The sequence below is a fragment of the Nonomuraea sp. NPDC049309 genome (assembly GCF_043196965.1).
Classification (GTDB): domain Bacteria; phylum Actinomycetota; class Actinomycetes; order Streptosporangiales; family Streptosporangiaceae; genus Nonomuraea; species Nonomuraea fastidiosa.
In genome coordinates this window covers 19556-33232 of record NZ_JBICSH010000002.1, presented here as the reverse complement: position 1 = coordinate 33232, position 13677 = coordinate 19556, and the positions used below count along the sequence as shown (strand labels likewise).

At 70.5% G+C, this 13677-nt stretch carries 14 protein-coding genes; 8 read left to right on the top strand and 6 right to left on the bottom strand.

The features are described from left to right. The first annotated feature begins 54 nt into the window (after nt 1–54). The 6 genes from ACGFIM_RS13820 (at nt 55) to ACGFIM_RS13795 (ending at nt 6282) form a co-directional block, all read left to right on the top strand. Nucleotides 55–1365 carry a hypothetical protein gene (locus tag ACGFIM_RS13820; protein WP_393199853.1) on the top strand — a complete coding sequence of 437 codons (1311 nt, stop codon included), beginning with the start codon at nt 55–57 and terminating at the stop codon, nt 1363–1365. 3 nt (nt 1366–1368) lie between these two features. Further along, nucleotides 1369–2157, top strand: a complete 789-nt coding sequence (locus ACGFIM_RS13815; protein WP_393199851.1) for a class F sortase — start codon at nt 1369–1371, stop codon at nt 2155–2157. Nucleotides 2158–2299: 142 nt separating this feature from the next. Further along, on the top strand, nt 2300–3622 hold the full coding sequence (locus ACGFIM_RS13810) for a hypothetical protein (RefSeq protein ID WP_393199849.1): 1323 nt from the start codon (nt 2300–2302) through the stop codon (nt 3620–3622). 6 nt (nt 3623–3628) lie between these two features. Continuing rightward, a complete protein-coding gene (locus tag ACGFIM_RS13805; protein ID WP_393199846.1) occupies nt 3629–4390 on the top strand; it encodes a class F sortase in 762 nt (253 codons plus the stop codon). Between the two features lie 23 nt (nt 4391–4413). Beyond that, nucleotides 4414–5079, top strand: coding sequence for a hypothetical protein (locus ACGFIM_RS13800; RefSeq protein WP_393199844.1), 666 nt, complete (start codon nt 4414–4416; stop codon nt 5077–5079). A gap of 57 nt (nt 5080–5136) precedes the next feature. Further along, nucleotides 5137–6282, top strand: coding sequence for an acetyl-CoA C-acetyltransferase (locus ACGFIM_RS13795; protein WP_393199843.1), 1146 nt, complete (start codon nt 5137–5139; stop codon nt 6280–6282). 541 nt (nt 6283–6823) lie between these two features. Here the strand turns inward: ACGFIM_RS13795 and ACGFIM_RS13790 are convergent. Further along, entirely contained in the window at nt 6824–7189 is a 366-nt protein-coding gene (locus ACGFIM_RS13790; protein WP_393199841.1) for a MerR family transcriptional regulator, read from the bottom strand. A gap of 58 nt (nt 7190–7247) precedes the next feature. On the opposite strand from ACGFIM_RS13790, the gene ACGFIM_RS13785 reads away from it, so the two are divergent. Next, the gene (locus ACGFIM_RS13785; RefSeq protein WP_393199839.1) at nt 7248–8405 is read left to right on the top strand and encodes an MFS transporter; all 1158 of its coding nucleotides are present in this window, start codon (nt 7248–7250) and stop codon (nt 8403–8405) included. Nucleotides 8406–8626: 221 nt separating this feature from the next. Here the strand turns inward: ACGFIM_RS13785 and ACGFIM_RS13780 are convergent, their stop codons facing one another. The 5 genes from ACGFIM_RS13780 to ACGFIM_RS13760 are packed head-to-tail and all read right to left on the bottom strand — an operon-like array spanning nt 8627 to nt 11420. Further along, the gene (locus ACGFIM_RS13780) at nt 8627–9301 is read right to left on the bottom strand and encodes a hypothetical protein (protein WP_393199837.1); all 675 of its coding nucleotides are present in this window, start codon (nt 9299–9301) and stop codon (nt 8627–8629) included. Between the two features lie 27 nt (nt 9302–9328). After that, nucleotides 9329–10306: a hypothetical protein gene (locus ACGFIM_RS13775; RefSeq protein WP_393199835.1), complete on the bottom strand. Its 978-nt coding sequence runs from the start codon at nt 10304–10306 to the stop codon at nt 9329–9331. Beyond that, nucleotides 10297–10599: a hypothetical protein gene (locus tag ACGFIM_RS13770; RefSeq protein WP_393199833.1), complete on the bottom strand. Its 303-nt coding sequence runs from the start codon at nt 10597–10599 to the stop codon at nt 10297–10299. The genes ACGFIM_RS13775 and ACGFIM_RS13770 overlap by 10 nt, the downstream gene beginning before the upstream one ends. Before the next feature lie 39 nt (nt 10600–10638). Continuing rightward, nucleotides 10639–11031 (bottom strand): YbaB/EbfC family nucleoid-associated protein, encoded by a 393-nt coding sequence (locus ACGFIM_RS13765; RefSeq protein WP_393199831.1) that lies wholly within the window; start codon nt 11029–11031, stop codon nt 10639–10641. Then, nucleotides 11028–11420: a YbaB/EbfC family nucleoid-associated protein gene (locus ACGFIM_RS13760; protein ID WP_393199829.1), complete on the bottom strand. Its 393-nt coding sequence runs from the start codon at nt 11418–11420 to the stop codon at nt 11028–11030. The genes ACGFIM_RS13765 and ACGFIM_RS13760 overlap by 4 nt, the downstream gene beginning before the upstream one ends. 267 nt (nt 11421–11687) lie before the next feature. On the opposite strand from ACGFIM_RS13760, the gene ACGFIM_RS13755 reads away from it, so the two are divergent. After that, nucleotides 11688–13559, top strand: coding sequence for an acyl-CoA dehydrogenase family protein (locus ACGFIM_RS13755; protein ID WP_393199827.1), 1872 nt, complete (start codon nt 11688–11690; stop codon nt 13557–13559). The last annotated feature ends 118 nt before the right edge of the window (nt 13560–13677 follow it).

Below are 13677 nucleotides of genomic sequence, written 5' to 3'. Positions count from 1 at the left end.
TGGGTGATCGGAGTCTCCGTGAGTCGGTGGCGCAAGGTTTTGATCGCCGGATCGGTGAGCTTAGCGGCAACGGCGGCATACGTCGCCACGTCCACGATTCCCGGCCAGGCCGAGTCCTCGCTGGTCATGAAGTACCACTGCACGGGCGGCATCGCCGGTGCCGGCGTCGATCTCGAAGCGCGCATGACGCCGCAGATCGAGTCGGGCACCATGAACGTGCGCTGGGACCTGAAGTACACGAGCGTGCAGCGGTTCGGCTCGCCCGGCTTCTTCCCCGAAGGCTCCTCGCTCGACCTGGAGGGCACCGTCGACGTCAGCGGCGCCTGGTCCGGCCAGCTCCGGCCGAGGGGCGGCCGGCTGCAGGGCGCGCTGGTGCCCGGCGACTTCCTCGACCTGCCGGAAGGGCTCTCCGACGACGCCTCGATCACCCGCGCGGGGAACATCCGCTTCAAGCCCGGCAAACTGACCGTCCGCTTCACCCCCGCCGAGGGCGAGACGATGGTCAACAACTCGGTGCCCGAGGTCAAGTACGAAGGCACGTGGCGCAAGCGCTACACCGGCAACGAGTACGACGACTACAAGAGCGACATCCAGGTGACCAGGCAGGCGAACGCCAAGGCGCGGCTGGACTTCGTCGGCACGAAGGTCGCCTACATCGCCCGGCGCGAGAAGGACCTGGGCCCGGTCAGGGTGCTCATCGACGGCCAGCACGTCACCGAGGGAGAGGTCGAGCCGGGCAAAGACCGCGCCGGCAACCCGATGACCGGCACCGAGACCCAGCAGGTGCTCTGGACCTCGCCGCAGCTGGACTACGGCCCGCACTGGATCGAGGTCATCAACGTCGAGGACAAGCGCGCCTACCTGGACGCCTTCCAGGTGACCACCAGCGGCATCACCGAGCCGCCCGAGTACGGGCAGGCCACCTGCGACCTGGTGGGCGACCCCGGCGCCATCGACGTCAACGTCCCCGGTCCCACCACGAACCCGCCGGACGACCCGTCCGACGACCCCAGCGACGAGCCCAGCGACCCCGGCGAGGACCCCAAGGACCCGGACCCGAGCGACCCGGGCCAAAACGGTGGCGACAACGACGTCGGGACCATCGGCGAGCACGTGCGGGTGGTGCCGCAGGCGTCGAGCAGCACCTCGTCCACCCCGACGAGCACCGGCCCGACCGCGACCAGGTACTACCGCGCTCAGGTCGCCAAGACCCCCAGCGGCGGTGTGGAGACCGGCGTGGCCCCCGACGAGGGTGACCGGCCGCCGTACGCCCTGCTGGCCACCGGGATGGTCGTCGTGGCGGGCAGCGCCGGTGGCGGGCTGCTGCTGCGCCGGCGGCGGGCCGCGCACGCGGGAGGTGCGTAAGCGATGACCGAGCAGAAGACCCCGATGCAGCGGGCGATGCCCGGCCTGCTCGTCGCCGGTTCGCTCGGCGGCGTCGGCCTGGTCATGGTGACCCTGCTGTCGCTCGTGCCGCCGGTGGACGACGGCTCAGAGCCGCGCGTGGCGGCGCAGGCGCAGGCGGAGCCGACGACGGTGGAGATGCAGAACGCGGGGGCGTTCGTGCTCCCGCCGACCGTCGGGCCCGGCGGCAAGAACCAGCCGCTGACCCCGGCCCGCCTGGACGCGCCGCCTCCGCCGGCGGCCGCGCCGGTCGTCCCGGCCATCCCGAAGCCCAAGGCCAAGACCAAGGCCGCTCTGGTGCGGCCGACCCGCATCAAGATCCCCAAAATCAAGGTGAACGCCCCGATCGGCGCGGTCACCCTGGACAAGAAGGGCGCTCTCGGCACCCCGCCGCTCACCCAGCCCAACAGGACCGGCTGGTACAAGTACTCGCCGGTCCCCGGCGAGGCCGGCCCCGCGATCATCAACGGCCACGTCACCACCCGCAAGGGCCCCGCCGTCTTCGACCGCCTGCGCGAGCTCGCCAAGGGCGACCACATCTACGTGTACCGGTCGGACGGCAAGGTCACCCGCTTCACGGTCAGCGGCATCGAGCAGGCCAGCAAGAACGCGTTCCCGACCAAGCGCGTCTACGGCAACACCAAGGACGCCCAGCTCAGGCTCATCACCTGCGGTGGGGTTTACAACAAGACGACCCACCACTACACGGACAACATCGTGGTGTACGCCACGCTGTCCAAGAAGAAGGGGTGAGTCTGGGAAAGTTACGGTGGATTTGCCGGTTTACGGGAAGTTGACGGACACAGTTCGTAGGATCTCAACCTGACCGTGACCAACGGCTGGAATTCTGGCACGACTGTTGACACCGCTGTGAAACGGAGAAGGACCCGTGCTTATGTCCCAGGTGGGGCGCCGCCTCGCCCAGAAGACGTCCGCATTGGGGCTTGCAGGCACACTCGCAGTCTTTGTCGGCTCGGTTTTTGCGCTGTCGTCACCGGCTGAGGCCGCCGCAGCAGAGCCGCTGAAGATGACCTATACCTGCTCGGGCGGTTACCTGAGCAGTAACTCGATGGTTTTAACCGCGACTCCTCCCACGTCGGTGGAGCCGTCTAAGACGGCGACGATCGAGTGGACCTTCTCCTCATTGACCGCTACCAAGGCGATCGCCGCCAATGCCGTAGTCACCACCAGCGGCGGTGACCTCTCCGTGACAGGCGGCACTCCCGCGACGGTGAAGGGTTCGGGAAACGGCACGGTCACAACGCCTGTCAGCGCCAACGGCTCGTATACCCCTCCCAAGATGACCGGCACGGTCAACGTGACCGCGACGGCGGGCGGCAACCTCGTCTTGGAGGTGGGCAACGCGCCGGTGATCATCACCGTGGCCGGGGAACAGACGACCTGCACCTACGTCTCCGCGACGCCTACCGAAACCTCGATCCCTGTCCAGACGGGCAGCAACAACGGCGGGACCGGTACCGACGTCGTCGAGTACAGGTGTGTCGGTCCGGAGACGACCGACACGCAGGATGTCGAGATCAAGGTGGAGCTGACCATGCCCACCTCGGCGAGCGTCAACCAGCAGTTCGCGATCAAGTGGAAGGGCACCTACACGACGGGCAAGGAGCTGAAGGCCCCCAGCGGGCAGACGCTCAGCCCGAAGATCTTCGCTTATGCGTCTTTGAGCGGCATTACGGGCCTGAGCTCCGCAACGGGCGAAGGCTCGACGGGCACGATCACGGCCAACAGCCCGATTCCGCTTCCCACCACGGCCATCGACCTCAAGGCCACTGCCAGTTCGACGGGCACGGTCACGGTGAAGCCATCGAAGGTCAACTTTGGCGCGGACAGCCGCACGGGCAACACCCCGATGATCGAGTGCACGGTTCAGAACGATGATGACCTGAAGTCCTACACGTTCACGGTCGGCAACGGCACCACGAGCCCGACGGCGAGCCCGAGCCCGAGCCCGAGCCCGACCACGACCACGCCGCGTCCGACGCAGACGCACACCGCGACGGTGACGATCACGCCGAGCGCCACCCGTTCGACCAGCACCCCCACCAGGAACTCGCAGACCCCCAAGGCGGGCGCGGACACCGGTGCGGGCGGCATGGCCGGGCCTGACGGTCGGCTGTTCATCCTGACGGGCACCGCGCTGGTGGCGGCGGCCGGGGTCGGCGGGCTGGTGCTGCGCCGGCGTTCGATCAGGAGCTGATCGGCGGTGTCCGGCTACTACCCGTACGGCGGTGCCCAGGCTCCGGTCCCTCCTCCGGGGAACAAGGGCAGCGTGGCGCTGAGGGCGGTGCTGATCGTGGCGGCGATCGCCGGGGTCGCCACGGTCGTGGCCGGTCTGCTGATCGTGCTGCGTTCCCCTGCCGAGTACGGCCTGCAGAGCAGCCGTGACAGCCTTGACGTGCAGGCGCAGCCGAAGACCACCGCCGAGCAGGAGCAGGCGTACTTCCAGGCGCCGGCGAACGTGCCGCCTCCGTTGCCGCAGATCAACCCGGCCCCGCCGATGCTGCCTTCGACGCCGGTGCGGATCGTGGTCAAGCGGCTCGGCATCAACGCGCCGATCACGTCGGTGGGCCTGCGGAAGAACGGCACGATCGAGGTGCCGCCACCGGACAATCCCAACCTTGTGGGCTGGTATCGCAACATGTCCACGCCGGGTGAGGCGGGTCCCGCCGTGCTTCTCGGGCACGTGGACACGCGTACGGGTCCTGCGGTCTTCGCCAGGCTGAAGGAGATCAGGAACGGCGATACCATCGAGGTCAGACGCCAGGACAAGACGACCGCGGTGTTCACCGTCGGTGGCGTGGAGCAGGCGAACAAGAAGACGTTCCCGACCCAGCGCGTCTATGGCGGCCAGCAGAACGCGCAGCTCCACCTGATCACCTGCAGTGGCACCTACGATCGCACCACCGGGCACTACACCGACAACCTGATCGTCTACGCGACGATGACGAGCTCCTATCGAAGCTGAGCGCGGAGGCTGGTATGGGCTGGATGGCGAAGCGGAGACTGCGAACTGGCCCGACGGCGGCCGTTCCCGCGAAACCGGCTCAGGCGGAGCTGCTGCGGCTGGTCCGGCTCGCCGACCCGAAGGCCCGGCTCGACGGCGATGACATCGTGGCGACCGACGTGCGGGTGCACGCGCCGGTCGAGGCCGAGCCCGAGCTGACGGGCGGGGTGCTGGAGAAGGTGTGGGCGGTGCGGGTGGCCGCGGAGGGGCCGCTGCCGCTCAACTATTTCGACCGCTATCTCGCCGAGGGCCTGGCGTTCCGGCTGGGCGGGCTCGCGATCTGCCGGGGCGAGGTGAGCGACCCCGCCGACGATGACGAGGGCGGTCCCGCGGTGATCCTCCCCGTGCGTCCGGCGCCCGAGGAGCTGTCGCCGCACCTGGAGCAGGAGGAGGACGGCCCGGCGTTCACGGCGGGCGACATCAAGGCGGTGCTGGTGCCGCAGGCGGGGCAGCCGCCGGCGGCGGAGGAGCTGCTGCCGTTCGCCGCCGAGCTGACGGCGATCGAGCTGCGCGGCGCCGAGCCGGTCAAGCTGGGCGCGCTGGCGCTGGAGCTGGCGGAGTCTCTCAACGGCATCGCGGTGGACCGGTGGCGGTTCAGGATCGACGCGGCGGAGGATCTCGTGGCCCCGGAGCGACCTGCTTCCGAATGAGATTCTGTTGTACGCTGCCTCTAGTAACCGAATAATGCTCGGTTCTCAGGAGGCACTGTGGCAGAGGCGTACATCGTCGGGGCGGTCCGCACCCCGGTCGGCAAGAAGAAGGGTGGCCTGTCCACCGTCCACCCCACTGACCTGGCCGCGCACACCCTCAAGGCGCTGATCGACCGCACCGGCGTCGACCCCGAGGCGGTCGAGGACGTCATCCTGGGGTGCGTCATGCAGTTCGGCCCGCAGAGCATGGACATCGCGCGCAACGCGTGGCTCTCGGCCGGGCTCCCCGAGACGACTCCGGGCGTCACCATCGACCGGCAGTGCGGCTCCTCGCAGCAGGCCATCCACTTCGCCGCGCAGGGCGTGCTCTCCGGTACGCAGGACCTCGTCGTGGCGGGCGGCGTCGAGTCGATGAGCATCGTGCCCATGGGCTCCTCGATCAAGGCGGCGCTCGACATGGGCATGCCGTTCCCGTTCGGCGACAAGTGGGTCGAGCGTTACGGCAAGCAGGAGATCTCGCAGTTCCGCGGTGCCGAGCTGATGTGCGAGAAGTGGGGCTTCACCCGCGACGTCCTCGAACGGTACGCGCTCGAATCCCACCAGCGTGCCGCCAAGGCCATCGCCAACGGCTACTTCAAGGAGCAGATCGAGCCGATCAACGGCGTCGAGGACGACGAGGGCCCGCGGCCCGACACGACGCTGGAGAAGATGGCCGCGCTCAAGACCCTCAAGGAGGGCGGCCAGATCACCGCCGCCACCTCCTCGCAGATCTCCGACGGCTCCGGCGCCGTGCTCATCGCCTCCGAGCAGGCCGTACGCGACCACGGCCTGACCCCGAGGGCCCGCATCCACCAGCTCGCGCTCATGGGAGACGACCCGGTCTACATGCTGACCGCGCCGATCCCCGCCACGCGGCGGGCGCTGAAGAAGGCCGGCATGTCGATCGACGACATCGACGTGGTGGAGATCAACGAGGCGTTCGCCCCGGTGCCGCTGGCCTGGATGCACGAGCTGGGCGCCGACCCGGCCAAGGTCAACCCCAACGGCGGCGCGATCGCGCTCGGCCACCCGCTCGGCGGCACGGGCGCGATCCTCATGACGAAGCTGCTGCACGAGCTGGAGCGCACCGGCGGCCGTTACGGCCTGCAGACGATGTGCGAGGGCGGCGGCCAGGCCAACGTCACGATCATCGAACGGCTTTGAGCCGCTTCGGGCGTGGTGCGGGCGCCGCCTCCAGGCGTAACAGAGGAGGCGGCGCCCGCTTCTCACCACCCATCCCGGTAGTCGGCTGTTATCGCCCCTTGGGCGGGATGCGGCGCGGCGGCATGATCGGCCGCTTCGGCATCTTGGGCATGGGGCGGACGACGGGCAGGTGCGGGCGGTTCTGCTTGGTGGCGCGAGCGCGCATGAGAGGCTCCTTTACGTAATTCGGCAACGCGGCTCGACGTGATCGATCGGGTTGGACGGATCGACACGAGATCAAGAGCCGGTGGGCGACGTCAGCGCCGCGTCACAAGGTGGACGGGGGACGGGTCGCGTCGGGCGCGAATCACAGGTAAAGGCGCATGTCCATGACGGTATGGGTGCGCCAGGAGCCGGTGCAACCGATTTATCCGCCATGCCGGACAACGGGGCCGGTGTGACCGATCTATGCGGATGCCGGAAAGGCGGCGCGGTTCCGTCACGCCGGACCCGGCGTCTCGCCGCGTCAGGCCGTCATCTTGCGCAGCCGCGTTTCGCCGCGTCAGGCCGTCGTTTTGTGCAGTCCCGCTGAGATGACGCGGTCGAGGGCTTCGCGGGACTCGCGCAGCGCCTCCATCGCGCGGTCGATCCTGTCCCGCTCGGCGCGTAGCTGCCCCAGCACGTCGGAGCAGGTGGGAGCCAGGCGCTCGCCGTCGGAGTCCAGGCAGGGCAGCACGGCGGCGATGGCGGACGTGCCCAGCCCGGCGGCGAGCAGGCAGCGGATGCGGCGCACGGTCTCGACGTGAGCCTCGGTGTACTCCCGGTAGCCGTTGGGCGAGCGCTCGGGCCGCAGCAGTCCCTGCTCCTCGTAGTAGCGCAGCAGCCGCTCGTGTACGCCGGTGCGCCGGACGAGCTCGCCGATCCGCATGTGCTCTCCCTCGCGACGACTTGACTCTGACATCCATGTGAGACCTTAGCGTCCTCGCATGAGAAGAAGCCTGCTGGTGCCGGCCGTGCTCATGACGAGCGTGTTCGTGGTCGGCACGTCCGAGTATCTGATCGCGGGATTACTCCCGCAGATGGCCACCGACCTGGGAGTCTCCGTCTCCACGGCGGGTCAGGCGGTGACGGCGTACGCGCTCGGCGTCGTGATCGGCGGGCCGCTGATGACGATCGCGACCGTCCGTTTGCCGCGCAAAGGGCTGGCGCTGGGGTTGCTGGTGCTGTTCGCCGCAGGGAACGCGATATGCGCGGCGGCGGGGTCGTACGAGGTGCTGATCGCCGGGCGGGTGGTCGCCTCGCTCAGCCACGCGGCCTTCTTGACCGTGGCGCTGATGATGGTCACCCGGGTGGTCGCGCCGGACCGTGCGGGCACCGCGATCGCCGCCGTCGCCGCCGGCTTCTCCGCCGCGACGCTGCTGGGCGTGCCGCTCGGCGTGCTGCTGGGGGAGGGTGCGGGGTGGCGGACGCCGTTCGCGGTGCTGGCCGCGCTGGCGCTCGTCGTCACCGGAGCGCTGGCCGCCGCGCTGCCCCGCCAGGACGCGCCGGCCACGAGCGTGCGCGAGGAGATCGCCACGGTGCTGGGCCGCCGGGTGCTGGTCGTGATCGCCACCACGGCGGTCGGCCTGGCCGCGACCTCGACCGTCTTCACCTACCTCGCGCCGGCGCTGACCGGCATCACCGGCCTCGGGCCCGGCGCGGTCTCGACGCTGCTGCTCGTCTACGGGGCGGGCAGCCTGGCCGGCGGACTGGTGGCCGGGCGGCTCGCGGACCGTTCGCTCGCGGGCACGGTGCGCGGCACGTTCATCGGACTGGCGGTGGTGCTGGCCGTGTTCCCGTTCGCCGTGCCGTGGGCGGGCACCGCCGTCGTGGTGGTGCTGGCGCTGGGCGTGCTGACCTCGGCCACCACGCCCGCGCTGCAGAGCCTGCTGCTCCGGCAGGCCGGTCAGGCTCCGATGCTCGCGACGTCGGTGAACGTGTGCGCGTTCAACATCGGCATCGCGGCCGGGTCGGCGCTGGGCGGCGGCCTGGTGGCGGTGGACGGGCTGCGCTGGCTCGGCCTGGCCGCCGCCGCGCTCAGCCTCGGCGCTCTCGCCATCAGCTACGCCGCCGTCCCCCGCCGCCCCGCGCCCGCGAGCGTGTGAGCCGTCGGTGCCGGTGCCCGGTGTCTGTGAGCGTGTGAGCCGTCCGTGCCGGTGCTCAGTGTTCGTCGGCGAGGTGTTCGTGGGCGAGGTGTCCGTAGGGGAGGAGCCCGTGGGCGAGCTGTCCGTAGGGGAGGAGCCCGTGGGCGAGGTGCCCGCGGCGAGGTGCCCGCGGCGAGATGTTCGTGAGCGAGCCGCCACGACGGTGGCGGCTCGCGCGGACGCTACTCCTCCAGCTGGTCGAGCTGCCACTGCGCGAACGTCTTGATCTGCTCGTCGCGTGACCTGGCGGCGTGGCGCAGCAGCGCCGGGTCGTCCTCGGCCATGCGGGTCGCGATCGCCGCCGCGAACAGCCGGGCCACCGGGTCGTCGCCGGCCAGACCGGCCACCACCTCCCCGGGGTCGGGCTCGCCGGTGTCGGCGGCGATCAGCGCCTCCGTGTGCCGCCGGAGCTCGGGATCGGTGAGCTGCGACAGCCCGGCCATGAGCTGCTCGGTCGAGGCCATCGCCAGGAAGTGCAGGACCTTCCACCGGACGGCGGCGTCGGGGTCGCGGCTCAGCGTGATGGCCTGGGCGAGGACCGGCGCGTCCTCCGGCTCCTCGGCGGCGAGCAGCACGAACTCGACGGCGAAGAAGCGCACCTGGCGGCGCGGATGGGCGAGCAGCGCGGGGACCTCGTCCAGCAGCGACGCCGCGCTTCCACCCAGCTCCGACAGCAGCCACGCCCCGGTCTGGACGGTGTCGTCGTCGCCGCTGTGCAGCAGGGCGCGCAGCTTCTCGACCGGGTAGCCGTCGAACAGCTCGTTGAGCAGGTCGTTGGCGATCCGTCCCCGGAGCTCTTCGTCGGCGGGGTGGGCGAGGAGGCGCGCCATCAGGTCGTCGCCTACGTGTGCATGCATGTGGCGTCACGTCCTCTTATCGCCGGGTCATTTCTTGTTCCTGAGCCACCCCAGGATCCTCTTCTCCTGATCCAGCCGGGCATCGTGCCCGGCCTCGTTGCCGTAGAGCTTTTGGTTGAGATCCCGCGTGTTGACGCTTTTCTCGTAATCCTTCGCCAGCTCGGCCGCTTCCTCAGGGGTCAGCTTGTCGATGTCGCTGCGTGACGGCAATTTGCCGTGCATGCGTCCCGCACGCTCGTCGAAGGTGGCCGGGGCGTTCGGATCGTAGTTGGTGCCGCCGCCTCCGCGCCGGCCGCCGTCGCCCCCGCGTCTGCCGCCTCCGCCTCCGCCGCGGTTCCTGCGGCCCATCTGGAGGATGCCAGGCTTGCCGTCGAGTCCTTTGCCCGAGAGCGGGACGCGGGCGCCGGGAAGCCGTCCGCCCGCGCCGGCGAGCGCCGGGGCACCGGGTGCGCCCGGCGGCCGGAGCCGGGCCAGGATGTCGCGCAGCGGCGCGGTGGCCCGCCTGGTCAGGGCGGGCGCGAGCTGCCGTCCGGTGCCCTCGGCCGCCTCGCGCAGCACCTTGGTGCCCGCCCGCCTGATCGCGAGCAGGGTCGCGGTCGCGGTGAACCCGCCCAGCGGCCCGCCGGCGAGCGCGGAGTACAGCATCCGTACGGTGCCGATGGCCGCGATCGAGCCGATCGCGATCTTGGTGCCGGTCACCACGTAGCCCAGGCCGTCGAGCGCCGCGGGGGCGACCCGCGTCGCCGCGGCGGCCTGCGCCAGGTGCCCGGTGGAGTTGTCGGCGGCGTTCCACGCGCTCTGCAGCGCGACGGCGGAGTCGCCCCGGTGGATCGCGGTGGCGCCGCGTACGGTGGTGTCGGCTTCGCCGCCCGCTCGCGCGGCGTGCGCCTGCACGATGCGGGCGGCGTCGGCGTCGGCGTGGATCTCGTCCTCGTTGATGTTGGGGAACCAGATGCCCGCCAGCTCCAATGTCGCGTCGAGCTGTGGAGGAAGCGTTATCGCCATGCCGCCGGATCCATGGCGCCGGCCTGCTCGGCGGCCGTGACGTTGCGCGGGACGAGCCGCATGCCCTCGCTCACCTCTCCGATGTGGCCGCCGAGCCCGGGTACGGCCTCCAGCATCGCCTGGCGGCAGTCCACCCAGGCCATTTCGATGGCGGCGAAGAGGCCGTCGTCGCCCCACCTGCCCCCGCGCTCGCGCAGCCTCTCGACCGCCGCCACATAGTCGTCCCCGTGGGTCTGCAGGCGCTTTGCCTGCTCTGTGTACGCCTCCTTGGCGATTTCAACCCCGTAATGCATGGGTGCGACCTTAGTGGCGCAATACGACTTATGGGGCGTTTATTGAAGAAAGCGAACAAGTCGCCGCTGAAGCTCGGCCGGGTCGAGGGCGATGCCGGGCACGGCCTGCCGGAAGTGCTCGCGCAGCAGCTCTTCGCCCTGCACCCTGGCGTCATCCTGGGCCGCTCCCACGGCGGCGAACACCGCCTCGCGCAGCCCGGCGGTGCCCTCGCGCAGCGCCTGCGGCCCGAGCGTGATCTTCATCACCCGGCCCTCGGCGTCCACGGTGGCGGTCACGCCCTTCGCCCGTCCCGTGCCGGTCAGCTCGTCCAGCAGCCCGTCCGCGCCGGCGAGCGCGGCCTCGGCCCGCGCGGCCTGCTCGGTGGCGCGATCGACGTCCTGGTGACGGATGTCGCTCTTGTCGATCTCGTAGCCGAACATCCCCGCTCTCACCCCTCCAGATCACGCATCGCCGCGTCCACACGCCGCCGGACGAAGGCCTCGTCCAGCGGCTCCGGCAGGGCCGCGACCTGCGGGGCGACGCCGTCGAGGATCTCCTGCGAGCGCCGCGCCGCGTCGTCTTGAGCCTGCTGGATCGCCTTGGTCAGCTCGCGGCCGATGACCGCAGGGGACAGGCGCAGCAGGCGCGGGTTCAGGTCGACGCCGCTCAGGACGCCGCCCGCGCCCGCCGTGACCTGGATCAGCCCGTCGGCGCCCGCGCCGGTGCCGCGTACCTGGTCGATGAGCTGCTTCGCGGTGCGGAGGTGACGCGTGGCCTCCTCGGTCTGCCGCAGGACGTGGTCGAAATAGAGCCGATCCTGCTCAGGAGACGGCAATGACACCCGGAGGCCCCCTTCACCGGTGATTCACAAGAAGTTCAGGATCCTACCTCCGCCGCGTTCACGGCGCGGGCGGCGGCTCCGCGCCGGCCTGGGCGGGCATGCTCCGCGCTGCGCGCACCGGTGCCGGCCCGGCCGGTCGACATGCCCGGCGGCCCGCAGGCGGCTGAATGCTCGCCGATCCCGCCGAATCGGGCTATAACGGCGACAGGGTGCCATGACGGCGGGCAGTACCCATGAGCACAGAACGGCGCGACGTCCGGAGGTGCCATGACCGAGCACGCCAAGTACGCGGAGTCCCGGGAAGTCGGCGAGCAGGCACGCGAGAAGGAGTGGACCCGCCCCAGCTTCGCCAGGCGGCTCTTCCTCGGCGACTATCGGCTGGACCTGGTGCATCCGGCTCCCGCGCCGCCCGACGACGCGGCCAAGCGCGGCGAGGAGTTCGTCAGGTCGCTGCGCCGCTTCCTCGGCGCGCACGTCGATCCCCAGCTCATCGAGCGCACCGCGCAGGTGCCCGACGACGTGGTCAAGGGGCTGGCGCGGCTCGGCGCGTTCGGCATCACGATCAAGGAGGAGTACGGCGGGCTGGGCCTGCCGTACCTGTACTACTGCCGCGCCCTGATGCTGGTCGGCTCCTACTGCCCGGCGCTGGCCACGCTGCTGTCGGCGCACCAGTCGATCGGCGTGCCGCAGCCGCTCAAGCTGTTCGGCACCGAGGAGCAGAAGCGCGAGTTCCTGCCGAGGTGTGCGGCGGGGGAGATCTCCGCGTTCCTGCTGACCGAGCCCGACGTCGGCTCCGACCCCGCGCGCCTTGCCACCACCGCCGTGCGCGACGGCGACGAGTACGTCATCGACGGCGTCAAGCTGTGGACGACCAACGGCGTCATCGCCGACCTGCTGGTGGTCATGGCCAGGACCGGCGAGAAGATCAGCGCGTTCGTCGTCGAGGCCGGCACGCCGGGCATCACGGTCAAGCGGCGCAACGAGTTCATGGGCCTGCGCGGCATCGAGAACGGCGTCACCGTGTTCGACCAGGTCAGGGTGCCGGCCAGGAACCTCATCGGCAAGGAGGGCGAAGGACTCAAGATCGCGCTCACCACGCTCAACACCGGCCGCCTCTCCCTGCCCGCCACGTGCGCGGGCAACGCCAAGTGGGCGGTCAAGATCGCCCGCGAGTGGGGGAGCGAGCGCGTGCAGTGGGGCCGCCCGGTCGGCCGGCACGAGGCCGTCGCCACCAAGATCGCGTTCATCGCGGCCAGTGCGTACGCTCTGGAGGCCGTCTGCGAGCTGACCAGCAGGCTCGCCGACGACCGGCGCAACGACATCAGGATCGAGGCGGCGCTGGCCAAGCTGTACGCATCGGAGCTCGCCTACCGGGTGCTCGACGAGCTGGTCCAGATGCGCGGCGGGCGCGGCTACGAGACGGCCGCGTCGCTGGCCGCGCGGGGCGAGCGCGGCGTGCCCGCCGAGCAGATGCTGCGCGACTCCCGCATCAACCGCATCTTCGAGGGCTCGTCCGAGATCATGCGCCTGGCCATCACCAGGGAGGCGGTGGACGCTCACCTGACCGCCGCCGGCGAGCTGATCAACCCGGACGCCGGACGCCACGAGCGCGCCCAGGCGCTGCGCAGGGCCGGCCGGTTCTATGCCACGTGGCTGCCCACCCTGGTCGCCGGTACGGGCAACCTGCCCACCTCGTACGCCGAGTTCGGCCCGCTCGCCGCCCACCTGCGCTTCGTGGAGCGGACCAGCAGGAAGCTGGCCAGGTCCACCTTCTACGGCATGTCCCGCTGGCAGGGCGGCCTGGAGCACAAGCAGTCGTTCCTCGGCCGCATCGTCGACATCGGGGCCGAGCTGTACGCCATGACCGCCGCCTGCCTCAAGGCCGAGGAGGACGCGCGGGACCTGGGGCGGCGGCCGTACGAGCTCGCCGACACCTTCTGCCACCAGGCACGACGCCGGGTGGACTCGCTGTTCGCCAGGCTCTGGGACAACACCGACGGTCAGGACGTGCGCCTGGCCGGGTACGTGCTGGACGGCCGCTACACGTTCCTGGAGGAGGGCATCCTCGACCCGTCGATCGAGGGTCCGTGGATCGGCGTGCCGGAGGGCGGTGAGAGCGTCCGGAGGAAGATCTCCTGACATCCGGTCTAGACCGGTTGTGATCCGGGCTTTCGTCAGGTGTTGCAAAAACGAGACGGACCGGTATAGACCGGCCGCTCATCTCAGGCTTACGCTGACGCAAAACGCGGGCAAGCCG

Bases quoted from the DNA above. Each gene is read 5' to 3' on its own strand.
- ACGFIM_RS13815 (WP_393199851.1), top strand. From the start codon at position 1,369: ATGACCGAGCAGAAGACCCCGATGCAGCGGGCGATGCCCGGCCTGCTC.
- ACGFIM_RS13810 (WP_393199849.1), top strand. From the start codon at position 2,300: ATGTCCCAGGTGGGGCGCCGCCTCGCCCAGAAGACGTCCGCATTGGGG.
- ACGFIM_RS13800 (WP_393199844.1), top strand. From the start codon at position 4,414: ATGGCGAAGCGGAGACTGCGAACTGGCCCGACGGCGGCCGTTCCCGCG.
- ACGFIM_RS13790 (WP_393199841.1), bottom strand. From the start codon at position 7,189: ATGCGGATCGGCGAGCTCGTCCGGCGCACCGGCGTACACGAGCGGCTG.
- ACGFIM_RS13785 (WP_393199839.1), top strand. From the start codon at position 7,248: ATGAGAAGAAGCCTGCTGGTGCCGGCCGTGCTCATGACGAGCGTGTTC.
- ACGFIM_RS13780 (WP_393199837.1), bottom strand. From the start codon at position 9,301: ATGCATGCACACGTAGGCGACGACCTGATGGCGCGCCTCCTCGCCCAC.
- ACGFIM_RS13775 (WP_393199835.1), bottom strand. From the start codon at position 10,306: ATGGCGATAACGCTTCCTCCACAGCTCGACGCGACATTGGAGCTGGCG.
- ACGFIM_RS13770 (WP_393199833.1), bottom strand. From the start codon at position 10,599: ATGCATTACGGGGTTGAAATCGCCAAGGAGGCGTACACAGAGCAGGCA.
- ACGFIM_RS13755 (WP_393199827.1), top strand. From the start codon at position 11,688: ATGACCGAGCACGCCAAGTACGCGGAGTCCCGGGAAGTCGGCGAGCAG.